Origin of the sequence: Natronomonas sp., assembly GCF_046483325.1 — an archaeon.
Lineage (GTDB): Archaea > Halobacteriota > Halobacteria > Halobacteriales > Haloarculaceae > Natronomonas.
This window is the reverse complement of sequence record NZ_JAWODL010000033.1, coordinates 21,971-42,962: the sequence shown is the minus strand read 5'-3', so window position 1 is coordinate 42,962 and position 20,992 is coordinate 21,971. Positions and strand designations below refer to the sequence as shown.

Annotated in this window: 26 protein-coding genes and 3 pseudogenes; 12 read left to right on the top strand and 17 right to left on the bottom strand. The window is 63.7% G+C overall.

Translation table 11 applies throughout. The annotated features are described in order from the left end of the window. Positions 1-63 precede the first annotated feature (63 nt). Positions 64-900, top strand: a complete 837-nt coding sequence (gene nadE / locus R6U53_RS09870) for an NAD(+) synthase (RefSeq protein WP_410322194.1) — start codon at positions 64-66, stop codon at positions 898-900. Here the strand turns inward: nadE and ubaA are convergent. Together ubaA and msrB are read right to left on the bottom strand one after the other, a co-directional pair. After that, complete coding sequence (gene ubaA, locus R6U53_RS09865) at positions 897-1,709, bottom strand: SAMP-activating enzyme E1 (protein WP_410322202.1); 813 nt, start codon at positions 1,707-1,709, stop codon at positions 897-899. The two genes, nadE and ubaA, sit on opposite strands and share 4 nt — an antisense overlap. 207 nt (positions 1,710-1,916) lie before the next feature. Beyond that, positions 1,917-2,312 (bottom strand): peptide-methionine (R)-S-oxide reductase MsrB, encoded by a 396-nt coding sequence (msrB, locus tag R6U53_RS09860; protein ID WP_410322193.1) that lies wholly within the window; start codon positions 2,310-2,312, stop codon positions 1,917-1,919. Positions 2,313-2,407: 95 nt separating this feature from the next. On the opposite strand from msrB, the gene R6U53_RS09855 reads away from it, so the two are divergent. Continuing rightward, on the top strand, positions 2,408-2,587 hold the full coding sequence (locus tag R6U53_RS09855) for a hypothetical protein (RefSeq protein WP_410322192.1): 180 nt from the start codon (positions 2,408-2,410) through the stop codon (positions 2,585-2,587). A 347-nt stretch (positions 2,588-2,934) separates the two neighbouring features. Here the strand turns inward: R6U53_RS09855 and R6U53_RS09850 are convergent. After that, positions 2,935-3,321, bottom strand: a pseudogene (locus tag R6U53_RS09850) (hypothetical protein); the annotation flags it as partial. 155 nt (positions 3,322-3,476) lie between these two features. Here R6U53_RS09850 and R6U53_RS09845 point away from each other — a divergent pair. Continuing rightward, positions 3,477-3,866 (top strand): CopG family ribbon-helix-helix protein, encoded by a 390-nt coding sequence (locus R6U53_RS09845; RefSeq protein WP_410322191.1) that lies wholly within the window; start codon positions 3,477-3,479, stop codon positions 3,864-3,866. Between the two features lie 30 nt (positions 3,867-3,896). Here the strand turns inward: R6U53_RS09845 and R6U53_RS09840 are convergent, their stop codons facing one another. Continuing rightward, the gene (locus tag R6U53_RS09840) at positions 3,897-4,283 is read right to left on the bottom strand and encodes a hypothetical protein (RefSeq protein WP_410322190.1); all 387 of its coding nucleotides are present in this window, start codon (positions 4,281-4,283) and stop codon (positions 3,897-3,899) included. A 426-nt stretch (positions 4,284-4,709) separates the two neighbouring features. Here R6U53_RS09840 and R6U53_RS09835 point away from each other — a divergent pair, with 426 nt between their 5' ends. The 5 genes from R6U53_RS09835 to R6U53_RS09815 all read left to right on the top strand — a co-directional run bounded on the left by R6U53_RS09835 (position 4,710) and on the right by R6U53_RS09815 (position 7,816). Next, positions 4,710-5,792, top strand: a complete 1,083-nt coding sequence (locus R6U53_RS09835; protein ID WP_410322189.1) for a CNNM domain-containing protein — start codon at positions 4,710-4,712, stop codon at positions 5,790-5,792. A gap of 359 nt (positions 5,793-6,151) precedes the next feature. Next, on the top strand, positions 6,152-6,370 hold the full coding sequence (locus R6U53_RS09830) for a hypothetical protein (protein WP_410322188.1): 219 nt from the start codon (positions 6,152-6,154) through the stop codon (positions 6,368-6,370). Between the two features lie 59 nt (positions 6,371-6,429). Beyond that, positions 6,430-6,960: a peptide-methionine (S)-S-oxide reductase MsrA gene (gene msrA / locus R6U53_RS09825; protein ID WP_410322187.1), complete on the top strand. Its 531-nt coding sequence runs from the start codon at positions 6,430-6,432 to the stop codon at positions 6,958-6,960. A gap of 79 nt (positions 6,961-7,039) precedes the next feature. Further along, the gene (locus R6U53_RS09820; protein WP_410322186.1) at positions 7,040-7,297 is read left to right on the top strand and encodes a hypothetical protein; all 258 of its coding nucleotides are present in this window, start codon (positions 7,040-7,042) and stop codon (positions 7,295-7,297) included. Between the two features lie 81 nt (positions 7,298-7,378). Continuing rightward, positions 7,379-7,816 carry a universal stress protein gene (locus tag R6U53_RS09815; protein WP_410322185.1) on the top strand — a complete coding sequence of 146 codons (438 nt, stop codon included), beginning with the start codon at positions 7,379-7,381 and terminating at the stop codon, positions 7,814-7,816. A 20-nt stretch (positions 7,817-7,836) separates the two neighbouring features. On the opposite strand, the gene R6U53_RS09810 is transcribed toward R6U53_RS09815, so the two are convergent. The 4 genes and pseudogenes from R6U53_RS09810 to R6U53_RS09795 form a co-directional block, all read right to left on the bottom strand. Continuing rightward, the gene (locus tag R6U53_RS09810) at positions 7,837-8,064 is read right to left on the bottom strand and encodes a hypothetical protein (RefSeq protein ID WP_410322184.1); all 228 of its coding nucleotides are present in this window, start codon (positions 8,062-8,064) and stop codon (positions 7,837-7,839) included. 28 nt (positions 8,065-8,092) lie between these two features. Next, positions 8,093-9,883, bottom strand: coding sequence for an L-aspartate oxidase (locus tag R6U53_RS09805; protein WP_410322183.1), 1,791 nt, complete (start codon positions 9,881-9,883; stop codon positions 8,093-8,095). A gap of 366 nt (positions 9,884-10,249) precedes the next feature. Then, positions 10,250-10,525 (bottom strand): hypothetical protein, encoded by a 276-nt coding sequence (locus tag R6U53_RS09800; RefSeq protein WP_410322182.1) that lies wholly within the window; start codon positions 10,523-10,525, stop codon positions 10,250-10,252. Between the two features lie 129 nt (positions 10,526-10,654). Continuing rightward, a pseudogene (locus R6U53_RS09795) lies at positions 10,655-11,176 on the bottom strand (zinc ribbon domain-containing protein); the annotation flags it as partial. A 152-nt stretch (positions 11,177-11,328) separates the two neighbouring features. Between R6U53_RS09795 and R6U53_RS09790 the strand changes: the two are divergent. Both R6U53_RS09790 and R6U53_RS09785 read left to right on the top strand, forming a co-directional pair. After that, on the top strand, positions 11,329-11,964 hold the full coding sequence (locus R6U53_RS09790) for a helix-hairpin-helix domain-containing protein (RefSeq protein ID WP_410322181.1): 636 nt from the start codon (positions 11,329-11,331) through the stop codon (positions 11,962-11,964). Positions 11,965-12,028: 64 nt separating this feature from the next. Then, entirely contained in the window at positions 12,029-12,796 is a 768-nt protein-coding gene (locus R6U53_RS09785) for an enoyl-CoA hydratase/isomerase family protein (protein WP_410322180.1), read from the top strand. On the opposite strand, the gene R6U53_RS09780 is transcribed toward R6U53_RS09785, so the two are convergent. Continuing rightward, entirely contained in the window at positions 12,797-13,951 is a 1,155-nt protein-coding gene (locus R6U53_RS09780; RefSeq protein ID WP_410322179.1) for a M50 family metallopeptidase, read from the bottom strand. Positions 13,952-14,086: 135 nt separating this feature from the next. Between R6U53_RS09780 and azf the strand changes: the two genes are divergently transcribed. Then, positions 14,087-14,845 (top strand): NAD-dependent glucose-6-phosphate dehydrogenase Azf, encoded by a 759-nt coding sequence (gene azf, locus R6U53_RS09775; RefSeq protein ID WP_410322178.1) that lies wholly within the window; start codon positions 14,087-14,089, stop codon positions 14,843-14,845. Positions 14,846-14,850: 5 nt separating this feature from the next. Here azf and R6U53_RS09770 read toward each other — a convergent pair whose 3' ends face one another. From R6U53_RS09770 to glnA, 6 genes and pseudogenes are all read right to left on the bottom strand, one after another. Beyond that, entirely contained in the window at positions 14,851-14,979 is a 129-nt protein-coding gene (locus R6U53_RS09770) for a hypothetical protein (protein ID WP_410322177.1), read from the bottom strand. A 48-nt stretch (positions 14,980-15,027) separates the two neighbouring features. Next, positions 15,028-15,267 (bottom strand): hypothetical protein, encoded by a 240-nt coding sequence (locus R6U53_RS09765; RefSeq protein WP_410322176.1) that lies wholly within the window; start codon positions 15,265-15,267, stop codon positions 15,028-15,030. Positions 15,268-15,320: 53 nt separating this feature from the next. After that, entirely contained in the window at positions 15,321-15,905 is a 585-nt protein-coding gene (locus R6U53_RS09760; RefSeq protein WP_410322175.1) for a DUF309 domain-containing protein, read from the bottom strand. Positions 15,906-16,100: 195 nt separating this feature from the next. After that, positions 16,101-16,307: a hypothetical protein gene (locus R6U53_RS09755; RefSeq protein WP_410322174.1), complete on the bottom strand. Its 207-nt coding sequence runs from the start codon at positions 16,305-16,307 to the stop codon at positions 16,101-16,103. Further along, a pseudogene (locus tag R6U53_RS09750) lies at positions 16,210-16,830 on the bottom strand (zinc ribbon domain-containing protein); the annotation flags it as partial. The gene R6U53_RS09755 and the pseudogene R6U53_RS09750, both read right to left, overlap by 98 nt. A 172-nt stretch (positions 16,831-17,002) precedes the next feature. Then, entirely contained in the window at positions 17,003-18,373 is a 1,371-nt protein-coding gene (gene glnA / locus R6U53_RS09745) for a type I glutamate--ammonia ligase (protein WP_410322173.1), read from the bottom strand. Between the two features lie 127 nt (positions 18,374-18,500). Between glnA and lrp the strand changes: the two genes are divergently transcribed. Continuing rightward, positions 18,501-18,953, top strand: coding sequence for an HTH-type transcriptional regulator Lrp (gene lrp, locus R6U53_RS09740; protein WP_410322172.1), 453 nt, complete (start codon positions 18,501-18,503; stop codon positions 18,951-18,953). A gap of 97 nt (positions 18,954-19,050) precedes the next feature. Here the strand turns inward: lrp and R6U53_RS09735 are convergent, their stop codons facing one another. Together R6U53_RS09735 and R6U53_RS09730 are read right to left on the bottom strand one after the other, a co-directional pair. Continuing rightward, positions 19,051-20,268: an FAD-dependent oxidoreductase gene (locus tag R6U53_RS09735; RefSeq protein WP_410322171.1), complete on the bottom strand. Its 1,218-nt coding sequence runs from the start codon at positions 20,266-20,268 to the stop codon at positions 19,051-19,053. Then, a complete protein-coding gene (locus R6U53_RS09730) occupies positions 20,265-20,945 on the bottom strand; it encodes an HAD family hydrolase (protein WP_410322201.1) in 681 nt (226 codons plus the stop codon). Before R6U53_RS09730 ends, R6U53_RS09735 begins: the two co-directional genes overlap by 4 nt. Between the last annotated feature and the right edge of the window lie 47 nt (positions 20,946-20,992).

The following is a 20,992-nucleotide window of genomic DNA, read 5'->3' as shown; positions in this document are numbered from 1 at the left end:
TGTATTCGTAATTGAAATGCTCGAAGCAAGAACGTCCGATCGCCGCTGGGGCGATCGACGCTCATGAGAGATGTGGTTCCGAACGGAACGGCGGCGTTCCGGCGCGACGGTTCCGAGCTACGGGCCGAGTGTACGTCGTTCATCAAGACGACCGTCGAGGACGCCGGAGCCGAGGGCGTCGTCGTCCGACTCGACGGCGGGCTCGAATCGAGTGCTATCGCGACGATGGCGGTGGACGCGCTCGGATCAGAGCGCGTCTACGGGATCGTCCTCCCGAGCAGTAAACTCGGCTCGAGGAGCGCTCAGGACGCCGAGGCGATCGCCACGGCGCTGGATATCGAAGCGGATACCATACACCTCCAGCCCCTCTTGATGTGCGTCAGCGATATCGTTCCGGCGCATACGGACCTCCACGGCGACCCGATCGTCCGAGCCGACCTCGTCGCCCGGCTTCGGATGGCGATGACGTATCTCGCGGCGAACGCGACGGACCGCCTCGTCGTCGGGTCAGCGACTCGGACTGCGTTCCTCCTCGGGTCGGTCACGAAACACGGCGATGGAGCTGCCGATCTGTTTCCGTTGGGCGGACTCTACGGAAGCGAAGCCGAAGCGCTCGGCGACGACCTCGACCTCCCGTCGTTCGTCACGGAGGCGCAACCGATGGTTGGACAGTTTCCCGGACAGTCCGGGAACTACGGGATCGATGCCCCGCTCGAAACGATCGATGCTGTCCTCTACGGATTCGTCGACGCCGGCTGGACTCGCGATCGGATCCGAGAGGAGTTCGGCGTCGACGCCGAACTCGTCGATCGGATCGTTCGCCACTACCGGGCGATGACGCGGGATCAGCGCGAGCCGCCGATCGGGCCGACAGGTTCGTCGGTGGGCGATCAAAACTAGATCGCGCAGGTCTCCTCGTACGCGACGTCGTGGATCGATTCGATCCCGTCCTCGCCGCAGATCGGACAGTCGGGACGGGGTTCGATCCGGATCTCCTCGAAGGTCATGTCTGCGGCGTCGTAGAACACCATCCGACCGTCGAGCGTTTCGCCGTACCCGAGGGCGAGTTTGATCCCCTCGGTCGCTTGGATACAGCCGACGGTGCCGGGGAGGACGCCCAATACGCCCGCTGTCGCACAGTCGGGAACGGTGCCAGGTTCCGGAGCCTCGGGGAAGAGACATCGATAGCAGGGGCCGCCCTCGTTCGCTTCGAACGTCGTCACCTGCCCCTCGAAACGGAGGATCGCGCCGTGGGCGAACGGCACACCCGCGAGCGTGCAGGCGTCGTTGACGAGATACCGGGTGGCGAAGTTGTCGGAGCCGTCGACGACGATATCGTACTCGTCGAGCAGCCCCTCGATATTGTCCTCGGTGACGCGCGTCTCGTGGGTGTGGACGGTCACGTCGGGGTTCTGCCGTTCGATGAACTCGCGCGCCGAGTCGACCTTTGGACGCCCGACGTCAGGGTCGCCGTGGATGACCTGCCGCTGGAGGTTCGATCGTTCGACGACGTCGTCGTCGGCGATGCCGATCGTTCCGACTCCGGCGGCCGCGAGGTACTGCAGGATCGGTGAGCCGAGGCCCCCCGCGCCGATACAGAGGATCGACGCGTCGAGGAGCCGTTTTTGTCCCGCAGGGCCGATCTCGTCCATGATGATGTGTCGGGAGTACCGATCGAGTTGCTCCGCGTCGAGCGAGAGGTCGGACATGGGGGCCTGTTGGATTCCCACGTATAAATCCGCCGGGGTGTCTGCGACGCGGCAGTCCTCGACCCGGATGCGTGCGTACAGGCGGTGCAGTCGCTTTGACGATCCGTTCACCGCGCTCCCGCCTCGGAGGATCGCCGTCCGTCAGTTAGCTCACAGGCGGTCTGGTCCCGTCGTCGTATATAAACTTCGGGGGAGTCCGGTCGAGAATCAGGCCTCGTCGTCGAAATCGAGGGCGACCGAGTTCATGCAGTAGCGCTTGCCGGTCGGGTCGGGTCCGTCGTCGAAAACGTGCCCGAGGTGGCCACCACAGCGCGCACAGACGACCTCGGTTCGCACCATACCGTGGCTCCGATCCTCGCGGAGTTCGACCGCGCCCTCCTCGGCGTCATAAAACGACGGCCACCCCGAGTTCGAGTCGAACTTCGTCTCCGAGTCGAAGAGTTCGGCCCCGCAGGCGGCACACCGGTAGGTGCCGTCGTCGTGTTTGCCGAGGTACTCTCCGGAGAACTTCGGTTCGGTCCCCCGTTCGCGGAGGATCCGATACTCCTCGTCGGTGAGCCGTTCGCGCCACTCCGCGTCGGTCGTGGGGATATCGCCATCCATACCCCTTCTTGGCGCTCGAAGGGCTTTGTCGTTGTGCCGGAGACGAAGCGCAGCGTGCCGCAAACACAAAGGGGGCTGCGACGCTCCGTTCGAGTATGCGCACCGAAGCGGAGATCCGCGAACGGATCGAGAAACTGGAATCACGATACGACGACTACGACCCGCCATCCTCGGAACTGGAGGATACGGCCGAGATAGCGATCCTCCGAGCGATCGAAGAGCTCGAATGGGTTCTCGAGGAGTACGACGGCGGGGCCGGATTCACCACCTCCTAACCGCCCGTCGAGACGATCCCCATCTCAGCGGCCGTCATACGGATCGTTGTGGTCGCCCACTGACCGTCGCCGATCCATACCGAGGAGAGCCGGTACATCGGTACAACGATCCGTACCAGTCGTCGCCCCGACACGACCTTTTTTGCGTTCGTCCGAGCGCCGGAGAGCCGCTCTCGAAGCCCCCGTTCGTGTTTCGTCTCAGCCAACAGCACCGAGCAATCGACGTCGTAGAGGACGTCCAAGACGAGCGAGCCGCGGACGACCCGCGAGCGGAGTCCGCGACTCTGGTGGACGAGGAAGTCCCAGGAGGAGGTCGTACGCAAGTTCGTCGACTCGTGGTTGGGACTCTCGTACTGGCAGGAGTTCTCGGTATCGTGGCCGCCATGCGGGTGATCGTAGCGGTGTTCTCGAACACCGAGGCCGATCAGCGGGACACCCGCAACCAGACTGACCGGCCCGCCGATCTGGGGACCACCGAGGATCGCGAGTGGCTCGTTGATTTGGGTGAGACTGAAATATGATTTCGTATGGGAGAACACGCCAACCACTGCGAGACCCGTGACAAGATACCCGACACCGATCATAAAACTCGCCGCAAAGCCGTAGAGCTAGTTGTTCGTTTGGTCCAGGGCATACGAGGCGGCGACAGGCCACCCATGGCCCGGCTTCACCTCACGGACAGCCCCAAGGGCGACCGCACCGAGCAACAGACCGAAAGCGTCTCTTGATACCATCATCGTCCCCTGGACTCGACAAGAGCGCCGAATACCCGTTGTCGATGCTTGATATCCTCCCCGCCCTAACGGGCGAGGATTTCCGAGCGTTGGGATAATAATTAAGCGGACCGTCATACTCGGGACTCTTGTGCGCGGAGACTGAACGGAACTGTATGCGGACGAGTTTCAATATCCCGGATTCGGTCGTCGAGGAGTTCGACCAAGTCTGGCGGGACGAGGGAATGGACAACCGATCACGGGCAGTTCGTGAAGCGATGCAGGAGTATATCGAGTCGCATTCTCGACTCGAAAACCTCAACGAGGACGTTATCGCGCTGGTCGCCTTTGACTACCGCCATCACGCGGTGATTGGGGAACTCCACGGTGTCCAGCACGACTATCAGGACGTGATTCTCAACACGAGTCACACACACCAGGGTGAGTGGTGTCTCGAGTCCCTGTTCTGCCAGGGAACCGGCGAGCGCGTTCGGGAACTGACCTACCGCCTTCGTGACTTCGACGGGGTCAACCGGGTGAAAACGATGGTAATTCGAGATAATTAAAAGTGGTATACGCTCCGTGAATCTGTTAGCTCAGTCCGCTGCCGTTGCCGTGTTTCCGGCCGACCCGGAGGGCGTGTTCAAATAGAGGTAGATCAACACGAGGATCAAGACGACTTGAGCCGCCTTGTCGACGTAGTCGATCAACCCGTACTCCGACTTGGCCACGAGCCAGAGCGGGATCTGGACGGCCGTGTACGGAATCCCGATCAGGTAGAGCAGTCGACGCCGATAGTCGAAGAAGAACAGCACAAGTGCACCGGCGTAACCAACGCCTGCGAGTGCAACAGGAATCCGCCCCTCGACGATACCAGCATACACGTGGAGGACACCAGTGATGACGACCAACGCAACTGCCAGCCACTGGAGCTGAGTGAGTGATCCTATCCGACTCGCCGAATTGTTTTGTGTATACGTCACAATACTGTATTGTATTGTATGGGTGATAAGGGCTGTTATTACCCAACCCACGCAATCATCATACGACAGCAACTGAGCCGTAGTACTGATTTTCCGGTCACACCGTCTGTACTACGCTTTTGTTTGATAAAGAACATCCTCCACACGACTGATTCGCTCGATCAACTACTGCCATGCATTGAGCGGACCGATCTCGACTCCTGGATGTCGACCTCGTCGTCGTCGACACCCACGGTTGAACGGGGGTTGATCGATACGCCCTTGCTAGTGTCACCGAATATCTCGTTCGGATGCGCCGATTCCGGTGTTGACGGTCCGGGGACCCGACCCCGATACAGGAGATACCGAGCCCTCGCTCGGTGAATCGGCTCGTCCCGGCGAGCGAGATAGTGGAATTCTTGATGCCAAGGGGGATAGCCCTAGTAAATGAATGGTCTCGAACTAACGCTCCGCCTGGTCAGCGGTGTTTTACTCATCCTCGCGAACGGGTTCTTCGTCGCAATCGAGTTCGCGCTCACTCGCGTGCGGCAGTATCCAGAATCCGAGTTCGACACCCCGGGACTCGAGCGGGCCTGGGAGATGACGCAGGACCTCGAAATCTATCTCACCAGCTGTCAGGTCGGTATCTCTGCGACGAGTATCGCCGTCGGCATCGTCGCGGAACCGGCCCTGGCATCGTTGATCGATCCAGTGTTCGAGAATACGCTGTTCACGTCGATTGGTGCGGGTGGCATCCTCGCGTTCGTCATTATCAATCTGCTCCACCTGACCCACGGCGAACAGACCCCCACGTATCTCGGGGTCGAGCGGACAAAGTTCGTCGCTCGATACGGCGCGACACCGCTTTATTGGTTTGCCAAACTGCTCTACCCGGTTATCGTGCTCGGAGACAGCGTCGCCAAATGGACACTCGGGCTGTTTGGCGTCGAGATGACCGGTGCCTGGCTGGAGACCGAAACCGACCGGGTCGAATCGCGGGCAGACCTCCGCCACCGCCTCGGGAGTTTGCTCGACCGAGGGAACCTCTCCGAGGAACGGCAAGAAGAGATCCTGAACGCCTTCACTGTCGGCGAACGGCCCGTCAGTGAAGTCATGACCGATCGTGAGGACATTATTTTTCTCTCGACAGCCGTCTCCGCGCGGGAAAACTTCGATCGAATCGGAGCGAGCCCGCACACGCGATTTCCCTTGATTGGTGACGATCCAGCCGAGTATCGAGGGGTTGTCTACGTCCCTGCAGTTGTCGAGCAAGTCGACGAGCTCCGGCGCGGCGAGGTCACGTTCGAGGATATCGCGGCTTCGCCGATGACGCTCCGTGCAGACACGCTCATCAGCGATGCCGTCGACCGGTTTCAGGACGAACACCAAGAACTCGCGCTCGTGTACGAAGAGCACGAAGAGAACATCGTGGGACTGATCACCGCGACGGACGCCCTCGAAGCGGTGATGGGTGAGATCGAAGACCCGCTCGACATCAAATTCCAGGAAGGAAAGAGCGTCGCCCAATGAACTAACTTTACGAGTCCAAAGCCGACGGAATCGCCATGAGCTCCTATTTACGGGGTCACAGAACTAGTCACGAGGAGTTGATTTTGGCCCGTTGGCCGGCAACAGAACAGTGTACAGCCGGTCAGTCGCCCCGGGATCAAGTCCCGGGGCTTGTCAGTGTCCCCGGCCTCTGACCCCGGTGGGGTGAGCCAGTGTATCTGGCTACCTCGGCATCCTCGAACCGGCCTTCGGAGCGTATTGACTGACGCTCCTCCGACCAGACGATTGGTGGCCTCGCCGGAGATACGGCTCTGCAGCGTTCTCTATCGAAGTGCAAGGAGAAAGCCCCGTGTTGGGCGCGGCGGTGAAGCCGACAGGCGATGACACAGACCACCGAGGACGACCGGCTCAGAGCCGAATCCGAACGATTGCTCGATGCAGCGACGGCCGATGCGGCGACGACGGGCGTCGAGACCGAAACGAGGACCGTCTTCTCACACCGGGGGATCGAGGAACTGTTCGATCTCGACACGTCGGTGCTCATGGCCGAACGACCGACCGATCGCTCACTTCGTGAACGGCTGTTCGGCCGGCGGTAGGCTCCAGTCGGGAAACTGCGGGGGAGACGATTCAATACCCTCGAGCCCCAAGAGGCGGTATGTCAGAATCCGAAACCGCGACCCTCGCCGGCGGCTGTTTTTGGTGCATCGAGGCGGCGTTGAAAGAGCTACGCGGCGTCGAGCGCGTCACTTCCGGCTACGCCGGCGGTCACGTCGACGACCCGAGCTACGAGGCGGTCTGTCGGGGCGAAACCGGACACGCGGAGGTCGTTCAAGTGACGTTCGATCCCCAGATAATCAGCTACCGAGACCTGCTCGAAGTGTTCTTTGCGATCCACGACCCGACGACATTGAACAGACAGGGACCGGACGTCGGCAGCCAGTACCGATCGGCCGTCTACTACCACGACGAGAAACAACGAGAAACCGTGGGGGCGGTTATCGGTGATCTGGAGCCGCTGTACGACGACGAGATCGTCACCGAGGTCGCACCATTGGAGAGGTTCTACCCGGCCGAGGAGTACCACCAAGACTACTTCGAGAAACACCCGAACGACACCTACTGTACGGTGAACATCAACCCGAAGCTGGCCAAACTGCGGGAGAAACACGCCGAACTGCTCGCGTGAGGGCGAATCGTGGGTGACGCCGTCGAAGCAATGAGAACCGGAGATACGCTGAAGATACCTGCGCGCGTATTTCCGCGGTATGGTGGAAGAAGTAAAACTCAGCCGCATCGAGGAATCGCTCGACGAACTGGAGTACCCAATCGAACAGGCGAACGCCGCCGCCGAGTTCTCGGAAGTCACGCTGCTGTTGGCCGACGGGGAAGAGAACCTCGGTGACCTGATCTCGGAGATCGACAGCGAGACGTTCGACTCCAGCACCGATATCGAAACGGCGTTGCACAACGTGCTTCCGCGCGAGGCGGTCGGGGAGCCCTACCAATCGGAAGGAGACGCGTGAGCCGAGTTCCGTCCGACCGATCGATCCCACGCGATGCGACACGGGATCACGTCTTTATATATTCGTGCCGATAGCGCCTATATGTACGAACGAATCCTCCTCCCGACGGACGGAAGCCGTGGAAACAGCCGCGCGGTCAAGCAGGCGATCGGGCTCGCGGCGGAGACCGATGCCGAACTCCACGTGCTCTTCGTCGTCGAGGACATCCCTTACGCCCCGGAGATGATGGACGGCGAAGTCGAGGCCCGCCTCCGACAGATCGGCGAGGACGCGATCGAAGACATCCGCGAACGCGCCGACGACGCAGGCGTCGAGATCGAGACGGCGATCGAGGACGGAACGCCACACCGCGCCATACTGGAGTACGCCGACGACGAAGGTGCGGACCTCATCGTGATGGGGACCCACGGTCGGAGCGGGCTGGATCGATACCTGCTCGGAAGCGTCACGGAACGCGTGGTTCGAGGGGCGGAGATTCCGGTGCTCACAGTCCGCGTCAGCGACGAACCGAACGTGTAAGAGGCGGCGTAGCCGGTCGATTACGACGTGAGGACATCGGACGGTACCGTCCCGAACGTCTCGGGATGACGCAGCGCCGCGAGCCGTTCGACCGCGTCGACGAGCCGCGACGTCGATCCGGCGAGGTGCGCGCTCCCGTCGACGTACACCCGATCGTGTCCGACGACGCTCAGCTCGTCCCAGCCGGGACGATCGATGGGTCCTCGAACTGTCGGCGCGTCCGGTCGACGTCCGTCGTCGACCCACACCGCGCGACGACGAGGACCTCCGGCGCAGTCACTCCAGTTGGTGGTAGTCCAGTTCGTGTCCCTCGTCGAGGGCCGCCTGAACACGTTCGCTCGGCTCCGGAATCGAGTCGGTGCGAGGGATCATCCCGCCGATGTCAGCGGCGTCGAAATAGACGTTCACCCGCCAGTCGGGGTCGGTTTCGGGGTGATCTGTGCGGTAGTGTGCACCCCGCGACTCCGTCCGTTCGAGCGCTCCGCGGAAGATCGCTTCCGCGACCGTGAGCATGAACCCGAGGTCGATGGCGAACTCGAACGACTCGCTCGCCACCGGACCGACGTCGACACGTTCCGCCTTCTCGCGCAGGTCGTCGAGGGCGGCGAGCCCTTCGCGGAGCGCCGACTCGTCACGGAGGATCCCGGCGTGATCCCACATCAGCTGCCGTAGCTCCGCGATCACTGTCTCCACATCGTGCTCACCACTCCGGCCGGCCGTCTCGGTCAGGTCACGGAAATGCGGTTCGACGACATCCGCAAGGAGCTCGTCCGGGATATCGCCGGGACCGGCGGCCCGCTCGGCGATGCGCTCGCCCGCGACGACGCCGAACGCGACGGTCTCGGCCAACGAGTTCCCGCCGAGCCGGTTTGCCCCGTGCACGCCGGCCATCGTCTCGCCGATCGCGAACAGGTCGTCGATATCGGTCTCCCCGTCGCTGTCGACGGCGACGCCGCCCATCCCGTAGTGAGCGGTCGGAGCGACCTCGACCGGTTCCGCGGCCATATCGACCCCGAGCTCCGAGAACCGCTCGTACATCCGCGGCAGCCGTTCACCGATAAACGTGGCGTCGCGGTGCGAAATGTCGAGATAGACGCCACCGTTCTCCGTCCCTCGCCCCTCCGCGACCTCCCGCGCGATAGCGCGGGCCACCACGTCTCGGGCGTCCAGCTCCATTTGGTCCGGCGAGTATCGCTCCATGAACCGCTCGCCGTCGGCGTTGAACAGGCGGCCCCCTTCGCCGCGGACGGCTTCGGTGACGAGCCGACCGCTCCACGGTGACCACTCCGAATCGTCTTCATCCACGGCCATCCCGGTCGGGTGAAACTGAACGAACTCCATGTCCATCAACGACGCTCCAGCGTCGTGTGCCAGCGCGGCCCCGTCACCGTTGTTCTCGTCGTCTCGGGAGGTGTGCCGGTTGTACACGGCGGCGTGTCCCCCGGCAGCGAGCACGATCTGCCCGGCGTTGAACAGCACGTATTCCCCGGTGTCCATGTCGAATCCGACCGCGCCGTACGCGCGATCGCCGTCGGACACGAGCCTAGTGATCATAACGTTCTCGCGGTAGGGGACCGACAGCTCCCGTGCGCGGTTGACAAGCGCATCCAACATCGACTCGCCGGTGTGGTCACCGGCAAAGGCGGTCCGCCGGAACGACTGGGCCCCGAAGAACCGCTGGTCGATCCGCCCGTCGTCGGTTCGAGAGTACTCCATCCCCCACTCGTCGAGTTCCCGAAGCCGGTCGGGCATCTGTTCGGTCACCGTTTCGACTTTCGCAGGATGGTTGAGGAAGTGCCCCTCGTTGAGCGTGTCGGCCGCGTGAATCGCCGGCGAGTCCTCCGGGTCGTGGGTTCCGAGCGCGCCGTTGATTCCGCCGCGGGCCCACGTGGTGTGGGCGTCGCCGTGGCTGCGCTTCCCGATCACCAGCACGTCGTCGACGCCGCGTTCGGTAAGTTCGATGGCGGCCCTCGCACCGGCGGCACCGGCGCCGATAACGAGCACGGACACGTCGACGCGGTCGTACTCGACGGAACGAGCCTCTTTGCCGATCTCGCGATCACTCATACGTAGTTTAGGGCTCGGAGACGGTTGAACCCTTCGCGCGAGCGCGCGCGGAAAGAGGGGCGCGCCACATGAAAAAACGAGATCGGCCGTCCATCTCCCGTCCCGGCGTCCCCGACGCGCCGGCGCCGCCCGCCAGTTCGCGAACCGGCGGAGCTCGGAGATCGGCGTCGTCGAGCGGTGGGCGACGGCCGGCCTACCCCGCGCACGCGGCAGTCGGATCGAGGGATCACCAATCGACGCGGCATCCGCACCGACGAGGAGTGAAGGTCCACGTGAGGGGTGCGGTAAACGTCTCGTGCGAACGCAAGCGCTCGGCGGTTGCCGGAGTGCGAGGAGGAAGCCCCGTGTTTCAGCGTCGAAAAGACGTTACCGATAGCCGAACTGTTTGAGCGAGGCGGATCCGGCCGCGATCGCGACGGCCACGGCGACGGCGGCGACGAGGAGGTAGACGGTCGACGCCGTTACGCCGTAGGCCGCAGCGCCGACCGCGCCGACGACCGACACCGCGGTCAGCCAGATGAACCCCAAGCCGACGAGTCCGCGGCGGATGCTGACGAGCCCTTCGTCGGGGGCGTCCGTGGGGACGGCGGCGTCGACAGACGCATCCGACCGCCTCGCTGGCGCTGAATTCCGTTCGTCCATACTTCAGACAGGGTGGCCCTTCGGATAAATCGACGCATCACTCCACGAACGACGGTGTTCGAATGAGGAGGACGGAACTATGACATCCTCCGCGTCCTGAACGGCACGGTTTCCTCTCCGACGGGAGTCTCAGACGGCCAGAGAGTCCCCGGAGGCACCATTCCCGTTGTGGTGGACGGTACTCGGGTCTGTGCGCTGTTCGTTGGGACGGTGAGAGCGTGGTGACTCCGAGCACGCGTGGTCGTCCCACTGGAACCGCACGGGCCGTGCCATCGGCCTGACTGCGTTGCTCGTTTGCCGCTTTAGGAATGTTTCCGACGCCGTGAGGTCGGCGTGGCCCTCGAACCCACGCGGACAGGTGAGCGTATCCTGCTGGCGTGTCGTTCGGTCTGTCGAACCGCACTGCGGGCACACTTGGCTGGTCCACGCTTCCGACCGACCCTCGACCGAGCTACCGTATTCTGCGGAGGTACAGGCCAGTCGCTCGGTAAACTGCTTAAACGCCCAGAAGTTGTGGGTCGTTGCGTTCGTCTCAACCGACCAGTGGGTGTCCAACACGTCGGTCAGATATCCGGGATACACGGTATCAACGCCCTCAGCGTACAGTCGTTCGAGCAGGTCACGACACAATGCCTCTTGGGCGTGCTCGCGATCGAACGGGGTGAGAAATGTGCGGCTGCGCGTGCGCGAGGCCGCCGGTGGCTTCCACACCGCCGGCTCACTGACGCCGTTCATCGCGTGGCTGAACACTACCTTCCGAACCGCCCGATAGCTTATTGCCAGCGGGCGCACCCATCTCGGGTATGCCCGACCTCTCCGTCTCCGACGCGCAACTCGAGCGACTCGAGGAGATCGCAGTGGAACTCGAAGCCGTCTACGTCGGCGACTACGGCTCCGTCCGGCCCGCGGACGCGCTGGAGTATCTACTGGACACGTACACGTCGCCGGACGCGGACGCGAACGACGAGGCGAACGCGGACACATCCGATGCGGCGATCGAGAGCTTGACCGCGATCGACGGCGTCGGCGAGGTGACCGCGACTGCGCTCGTTTCGGCCGGATTCGAGTCCGTCGCGGCGGTTCGAGACGCCGATCCGGAAGCGCTCGCCGAGGTCGACGGGATCGGTCCCGAACAGGCCATCGATATCGCGGCCGCGGCGGCGACCATCGGCGAGGCGGAGGCGGAGGCGGAGGCGGCGAATGGATCCGACAGCGGCGACGACGGCGAAGGCGACGCCGGTGATGGGCGTGACGGGGCGGGGGCGGAATCACCCGAGGACACCCTCCAGCAGGCGATGAGCCTCCTCGACGCCCACGACGACCGCTGGCGCGAATCCGACGGTGAGGAGCCCTACGAGGTCGATCTGCCGAACGGCTCGACGACCGGCGTACGGACGAAAGACGACATCAAGCGGCTCATCTTCAAACACTGGCGGTGACTGGCAGGCGAGGTCGACAGCATCCGACGGGTACACTCAAGTCACTGGCGGGGCGGAATCGACCATGGAAATCGACTGTACGCGCGACCCGCCGATCGCGACGCTGACCGTCTCGAACCCGGGCCGAAAGAACGCCATCGACGCGCCGGGCGCCGAGACGATGGCCGAACGCGTCAACGAACTCGCACACGACGATTCGATCCGCTGTGTCGTCGTGACGGGCGGGGGCGACACGTTCTGTTCGGGGTTGGATCTGGCCGGCGATATGGGTTCGCTGGGCGTCGAGGGAGAGCTCGAAATCGGGCTGAACGCCATCGTCAGACGGCTGCTCCGAATGTCTAAGCCGACCGTCGCCAAAGTCAGGGGAGCGGCGGTGGGCGCCGGCGCGTCGATCGCCACCGCGTGCGATTTCGTCTACGCCGCCGAGGACGCGTTCTTCCAGTGGAGTTTCACGAACGTCGGACTCGGACCCGACACCGGCGCGACGTACGTCCTCCCGCGGCTGGTCGGCACGCGCCGGGCGATGGAGCTGTTCGCGTTCGGCGAGCGGGTCGACGCCGACGCCGCGGTCGAAGAGGGAATCGCGACCGAATGCATCCCGGTCTCGGCGTTCGAGTCGACGGTCGACGAACGGGTCGAAACCCTCGCGAGTCGGCCGACGCTCGCTATCGGCGAGACGAAGCGGCTGACCTACCGGAGCCACGACCGATCGCTCGAGGAGAGTCTCCAGGCGGAGGCGCGCGCACAGGAGCGTCTGTTCGACAGCGCCGATTTCGTCGAAGGGATCGCCGCGTTCAGCGCCGATCGGGAGCCGGAGTTCGAAGGGAGATAGTCACTCCGAAGACATCGCCACGTCGCCGACCGACCGCCGTTCGCGGATGACGTTCATCGCCGTCACGAGATCCGAACGAGTCACGAGACCGACGAGCGAACCGGCGTCGTCGACGACCGGCAATCGGCCGACGTCGCCGGACCCGATCCGGCGCATCGCATCCATCGCCTCGGTATCGGAAGCGATCGTCTCCAGATCGGTACTCATCGTCTCGCCGACGGTCACCATCGCCCGCGAGTCAGGATCGACGTCACGGATATCGTCGAGCGTCACGATACCGACGAGCCGGCCGTCGTCCAACACCGGATAGCCCGTGTGGCGCTCGCGGAACATCCGATCGAGCACGTCGGCGAGCGAGTGCGTCGGCTCGACGGTTCGGATCTGCGCGGCCGGCGTCATCACGTCACCCACGCGGACGCCCTCGAACGTCGCTTCGATCGCCGTCTGTCGACCCTCCGCGGCCGCCGCGATGTAGACGAAGAAGGCGACGGCCACGAGAAACGGGTTGAACACGAGGACGCCGAACAGGCCCAGTACGATCGCAAAGAATTTTCCGATGCTGACGGCGCGCTCTGTCGCCGCCGCGCGGGTTCGCGTTCGGCCGAGCAACGCCCTGAGCACCCGTCCGCCGTCGAGCGGGAACGCCGGGATCATGTTGAACCCGGCGAGGACGACGTTCAAGGCCGCGAGGTAGCCCAACACGAAGCGTGCGGGATCGGACGGGACGGCGTCGAAGGCGAGAAAACAGCCCACGCCGACGGCGACGCTGACGATCGGACCGGCCAACGCGATCCACAGCTCGTGGTTCCACCGACGGGGCTGCTCTACGGTCCTCGCGAGCCCTCCGAGCAGCCACAGCGTGATCGACTCGATCTCGTATCCGTAGCGTCGAGCAACGGCGGCGTGGCCCAGTTCGTGGAGGAGGACGCAGACGAAGAGACCGATCGCCGAGGCCAAGCCGAGCCCCCACGGAACCATCCCTTGCGACAACGCGGCGGCGTCGATGCCCGCGTCGAGGCCGACGTTGAGCGCGTTCACGACCTCGCCCATCCCGTTACCGATGAGATACGCCAACACGGGGAGGATCAAAAGGAGCGTAATGTCGAGTTTGATCGGAATCCCGGCGATGGAGCCGACGCGAAACCCCTTGAACATACGCGATTCGTCGGGGAGGACGGCAAAGAAGGTTTCCCGCGTATCGACGACGGAGGGCCCTGTCAAAGGTACGCGAGTGGGTCGTCGGGCCGGAACCGCACGTTTCTTACCCGACTGTCGCGTCCTCGTAGCCAAATGGACGAGACCGTACTGCTCACCGGGGCCAAGGGATCCGTCGGGACGGCGATCCGCGATGGATTGGCCGGCGAGTACGACTGGCGCTACCTGTTTCACAACCCGCCGCCGTTCGAGCCGGATCACCCCTACCTCGTCGGGGACGTGACCGACGAGGAACTCGTCGCCGAGGCCTGTGAAGACGTCGGTGCGGTGATCCATCTGGCCGGCGATCCCCGCCGTGACGCGCCGTGGAACTCGGTCCTCGAGAACAACATCCACGGGACGAAAGTCCTCTACGACGCCGCCGTCGAGGCCGACGTCGAGAAGTTCGTCTTCGCCTCCTCGAACCACGCCGTCGGCCACTTCGAAACCGAGCGCAAGCCCGACCTCTATCGAACCGACGACGAGTTCAGGCTCGACGGAACGGAACTGCCCCGCCCCGGCAACCACTACGGCGTCTCGAAGGCGACCGGCGAGGTCATCGGTCGTTACTACCACGACGAGTACGGCATCGACGTCTGCAACATCCGGATCGGCAACCTCACCCGCGGCCACCCCCCCATCGACTACGAGCGCGGACAGGCGATGTGGCTCTCCTACCGCGACTGTGCGCACATCCACGACCGAGCGCTGCAAGCGAAGTACGATTACGAGATCGTCTACGGCATCTCGGATAACGACCGCAAGTACTACTCCTTGGAGCGCGCCAAAAAAGTGCTTGGCTACCAGCCACGGGACAATTCCGCGGAGTGGAACGGCGACGAACGAACGGAGTGACCCGTTCAGTCGTCGGCGGGCGACGGTCCCTGTGTGCCGCCGATCGACGACGTATCCTGCGTCACCGTCGCGTACAGCATGATGAGCATCGAAACGATGAGCGCCCCGCCCCACAGGAAGCCGGTCGGCAGCAAAAACAGCAGGCCGAAGCCCTCACCCAGCCAGACGATTCCGGGGATGCCTCACTGTCCCGCGATGAAGAGGACGGTGACGGCGGTTCGGAGCGTCCCCGTCACGTCGAGCGCCGGGACGGCGAAGCCCATCACGATCGCCCGGATCGAGAGGATGCCGAGGTGTGCGTGCCCGCCGATCATCCACGGTGGCACCGTCCCGCCCCGCGAAAGCAGTACGAACTGATGTACCCCAACTGCCATCATGACTGCGAGTCCGAGAAACCCGCTCGCCTTGAGTGGCTTTGTCATATTCATCCGGGAGAACATATTCGAGGATATTAAAATTAATTCAAAGAGATCGATCAAAAAAGCCCTTCGACGTCCGACTCGCGTGTCCGCCGCCGTTCGACGTGCCCCCGCAGGCGCCGTCGGACGACCGGCCGAGGGTCGTTTAGATACTCCAGTGTCAGCCCCACGAACGGGGTCGACTCCTCGCCGTCTTCGAAATCCGATTCGGCGTACGCCACAGCATTTTTAAGTAGGCTATCGGACGCAGTTTCGGCGACCGCCTCGCCCGCGATGATCACCTCGTCGGGTGCGAGGTCGTAGACATCGATCGCCACGCCGTCGATCCGGAGTTCGGGCGAGCGCTCGGAGCGACCGAGATCCGGATCGACGGCGAGCCGGTCGAGCCACGCCGCGAGGTCGTCGACGGCGAGATCGCCGCAGTTATTTAAGTACCCGACCGCGCTCTCAGCGAGTCCGACAGCGCCTGCGTCGTTGCCGTTTCGCGCCTTATATATCGCAACGCTCGCCTGAAGCACCCCCTGGAGGCAGTCGTCGCGCTCGCCCGCCGGCGCGTCGAGCCACAACGCTTCCAGCGGTTCGTGGGCGGCCAGGTAGTGACCGGTGTTGTAAAGCGCGACCCCGATTCGCAGACGATCCATGTGTGGCGTTTCGACCCCATATATATATATCACCGTTGGCGACGACCCTGTTCGATACCGAATCAGTCGGTCGGCGCGCCCGTTGCGGACGGATCGGCCGTCCCGGTCCACAACCACATCGCGGCGGTGGAGACGAGCAACGCGACGGCGACGACGGCCGGACCGCGCCCGTACCGACGTACAAGACGCCGCTCGTCAGGCCGTCGAGCGGACTCGGGCGTCGGCCGTCGCACGGATGTCCTCGACGCGCAGTGTCATGTCCGGGGCGACCTCGGGGGCCTGTCGGCCCGACGGAGGGCCGACTTCAATGCGGCGGGCGGGGGATATTCGACCGCGTTGGTCGTCGATACGCTCGGGCTCGAACCCATTCAGGCGGGCGGTGATCCGCCACTCGGTGTTCACCGGGGCCACGCTCTCGTGCGGCCCATCGGGTTTCCACGGAACCTGCGGACGTCATCGTTCCAGCCTTCAGGGCGAGCTGACTGTTGCCCGTCCGCCGGGACGACTGTTGGCCTCGACGGACATATCGCATACCGGTGTTCTTCGCCGCGTCGTACTCTGCGTTCGCTTCCGAGTCGCGCTTTTGACACCGGAGATCGTCGCGAGTCGGGCGATGCCCGTCTGCAGGGAATCCACACTCGGCACGCCGCGTCGACGTGTACGCCGAACCGACTTACTTCACCGAGATGTCGACCGCTTCGGCCCTGTACGCCACCTGTTAATACAGCGTTCGGAACGCCCACGTGTGCCCCCACGACGCACCAGTCCGTTCGCGGATGTGGGTCACGTCATCGAACGCGAAAACGTCACACTCGTATCGGAGTGCTTCATCTACGAACCCGTTCGAGGCTCCATTTACCACGTTGCGGACGTGGCGACGTTCGCGGCCACTCGGCTGTTCGAGCGTTCGGTGGGCGCTTCGCTCGTTTCTTGAGGAAGCGGACGCCGAGCTACCGTATCGGTTGAACCGCGTCAGTGCCCCACGATTGAACTCGCGGGCTTCCTCCTCGATGTTCCGTGGTCCAACCAGCGTCGGGATCGAGCGAACGCGTCGCTACGGCGAAAGCGCACGAAAGAAATGGGACGGTTGACCGCGTTTAGAACGTCTCGAGATACCGATCGATCTCCCACTGGGAGACGTCGACCAGGTACTCCTCGAACTCCTGCGTTTTGGCCTCGATGAACTTCTCGCTGATATGATCGCCGAGGGCATTGAGGATGACCGAATCGCTTTCGAGCGCCTCGACGGCGTCGCCGAGGTTGCTCGGGAGCGTGCTGATGCCGTACTCTTGGCGTTTGGTCTCGTCGAACTCGTAGATGTTCTCGCGGATCGGATCGGGCGCTTCGAGACCCTGCTCGATGCCGTCGAGACCCGCATGGATCAGCGCCGCGAAGGCGAGATACGGATTACACGAGGGGTCGGGGAAACGCGCCTCGATCCGACTCGCCGCGGGAACGCGTGCGGCCGGCTTGCGGATGAGCGCCGAGCGGTTGCGATCGGACCACGCCACGTAGACGGGTGCCTCGTAGCCGGGGACGAGTCGCTTGTAGCTGTTGACCGTGGGGTTCGAAACCGCCGTGATCGCCGGGGCGTGCTCGAGAATGCCGGCGAGATACGAGTGCGCCGTCTCCGAGAGGTTGAACTCGTCGTCCTCGTCGTGGAAGGCGTTCTCGCCGTCCTTGAACAGCGATTGGTGAGTGTGCATACCGGAGCCGTTGATCTTCGGAATCGGCTTTGGCATGAACGTCGCGTGCAGGTCGTGTTGGGCGGCGATCGCGCGGACGACCGTCCGGAACGTGGCGACGTTGTCCGCCGTCGTAAGGGCGTCGTCGTACTCGAAGTTGATCTCGTGTTGTCCGCGGGCGACCTCGTGGTGGGAGGCCTCGATCTCGAAGCCCATGTCCTCGAGCCCGTAGATGATGTCGCGGCGAACGTCGGACGCGAGGTCCTTCGGCGCGAGGTCGAAGTAACCGCCCTGGTCGGCGGTTTCGGTCGTCGCGCGGCCGTCTTCGTCCTCCTCGAAGAGGAAGAACTCCGGCTCCGGTGCGAAGTTGATCTCGTAGCCCATCTCCTCGGCGCGCGAAATCGCGCGCTTGAGGACGTAGCGGGGGTCACCTTCGAATGGCTCGCCGGTCGAGGTGTTGTAGACGTCGCAGATCATTCGGGCCGATGCGCCGTCCTCGCGTTTTCTCCACGGCAGGACGGCGAAGGTGCTCGCATCGGGAATGAGCCGCATGTCGGACTCCTGAATGCGAACGAACCCCTCGATCGAGGAGCCGTCAAAGTAGATACCGTCAGTAAATGCCTTCTCAGCCTGGGCCGCCGGGACGGCCACGTTCTTGACCGTTCCGAGAATATCCGTAAACTGCAGTCGGAGGAACCCGACGTTCTGCTCGTCGATCTCGTCGAGGACGGCCTGTGCTTCCGCGGTGAGGCCGCCATCGGCGGTTACGTTTTCGTTCGTCATATTTCTCGTCGCTCGTTTCGACGTGTCCCCGTACTAAAACCTTGCTGATCTGCGCAAATCTCCCCGACTTCGCTAGGGAACTGAATATTCGTAAACTTCTAATCCCTGCATCCAGTATCGGGGTATAATGACGTACGAAAATCTCGACCGTAAATTGGTAAACGCACTCCTCGAAGACGGCCGTGCCTCGCTCCGATCGCTCGGGGAGGATCTCGACGTCTCGGTTACGACGGTGTCGAACCACATCTCCGATCTCGAAGAGGAGGGGATCATCCGCGGATACGCCCCGATCGTCGACTACGGCGAGTTGGGATACGACGTGACCGCGATCATCCAGCTGAAAGTCGAGGGGAGCGCGCTGCCCGACATCACGGACCGACTACAGGGACACACACACATGGTCTCGGTGTACGAAGTCACCGGCGACCACGACATCATCGCGATCGGCAAGTTCACCGACACGGATCACATGAACGAACAGATCAAAGAGCTCCTCATCGACCCGGATATCAAGGAGTCGAACACGAGCGTCGTGCTCAACACGGTCGCCGAGAACCAGCAGTTCGACCTGGAGTACTGAGGGCGGGGCCGCACCCACGTTGCGATGAGCGCCCCGTAACACACCCGTCGGCGGAGAGATGTATCTCTATCGTGGGGAGCCTCCGCTCGGTTCGCCCTCAGCGTTCGGAACCGACCACGTCGGCGTCAGTCGGTCCCTGTCCGTCGAACTCAGTGACGAAGGCGTCGAGTTGAGCGGGGTCGTCCGAACCGGGCAAGCGGCGCTCGGCGGTCGTGCACTCGGCATCGATGCCCAGACGCTCACAGGCGAGGTCGGCGGTCTCTTGCGCCATCTTCCGATAGGTCGTGAGCTTGCCGCCGACGATGCTGGCGAAGTTCTCGACGCCGTCCTCGGCGTGGTCCAGTCTGAAGAATCCGCGGGAAATCCCACGCCCGTTGCGCCCGTCTTCGTCGGGTGCGTACAGCGGACGGACGCCCCACCACGTGCGGGCGGCCGGAGCGTCGACGATCGGCGGGAGCATAGCGCCGCACTCCCTGCGGGTTCGCTCGATCTCCCACTCGCCGACCGGGTAGTCATCAGGGTCCGCGACCGGAACGCTGGTTGTTCCGAGGACGACGGCCGACCCGTGCGGCACGATGATATCCCCGTCGTTCGGGGGTCGGCATCGGTTCAACACCGGCCCGAGGTCGTCGTATTCGATCGAAATCATCACCCCGCGCGTCGGTCGCATCTCGATATCGAGACCGACCATCGTGGCGATCCGATCGGCCCAGGCGCCGGCCGCGTTGACGACGTAGTCCGGTTCGATCCGCTCGCCGCCGCCGAGTTCGACGCTCGTGATCCGCCCGTCTGTTACGATCATCCCTCCGACCGGCGCACCGACGGCGACCGTCGCGCCGTGATCGCGGGCGTCGGCCGCGTTGGCGGCGACCAATCGCGAGGGATACACGACGGCATCGGGCACCTCCATCGCGCGGGCGACGTCGTCGGAGAGCTCCGGAACGATCGCTCCAGCTTCGTCGCCATCGAGAACCCTCGTCGGGATTCCAGTCGACGCACACCGGTCGCGTTCGGTGTCGAAGTACTCGGGGTCGTCGGCGGCGAGCTGGACGAAGAGGCCGCCCGTCTCGCGGATGCACGCGCCGGCGATCTCTCTGAGGATGCGGTTCTCCTCGAGACACTCCCTCGCACCTTCAGGGTCCGACTCAGCATAGCGAGCCCCGCTGTGGAGCAGACCGTGCGATCGACCTGAGGTCCCGCTTCCGAGTCCAGCGCGGTCGACCAGCGTGACGTCGACGCCTCGAAGGGCGAGGTCTCGAGCGGTGCCGGCGCCGGTCGCACCGCCGCCGACGACGAGCACGGTCGGGTCGTTCATAGACCGTCGAGCGACCCGCGGAGAAGCGTTGGCAGTTCGGTCAGCGACTCGATTTCGGCCACCGGTTCGTGCGGGAGCGATACGTCACTGTTGTGCGCACGTCTGACGAAGACGGCGTTCAGCCCTGCACGCGTCGCTGCGAGTACATCGGTCGCCCGATCGCCGACGTAGATACCCCCGACGCCGCCGAGGGCGTCACGACCGGTCAGGAGGTAGTGCGGATCCGGTTTTCGGCGGTAGAACCCACTTACGCCCGGTTCACGGCCACAGACGTAATCGAAGGCGTCGAGTCCGTAGTGGTCGACAACGAACGTGGTGACGGCGTCGTAGTTGTTGCTCACGAGGCCGAGATTGCAGTCGTCGGCCAGCTCGTCGAGGGCGTCGCTGTCCGGGTACGGTGTTCGGTGGCCGGATTTGAGTCGCTCGATCGCGCGGCTCGCGCTGTGTCGTTCCCGGCGGCCGTAGAACTCGACGGGGTCGATTCCGAGGCGCTTGCAGCCGCGAACGAAGTCGGTGTCGTACTCGTAGCCGGCCAGTAACGATCGGGTCTCGCTGTCGACCGCGAGGTCGGCTTCCGCGATGGCATCTTCGAGAGCGTGATCGTGTACCGCCGGATCGGTACCGTGACCTTCGATCACCACGCCATCCATATCGAACAACAGCAGTCGTCGGCCCATGTCGTCCACACCCGATCGTGACGCCGGAGCCGTATTGGCGTGTCGGT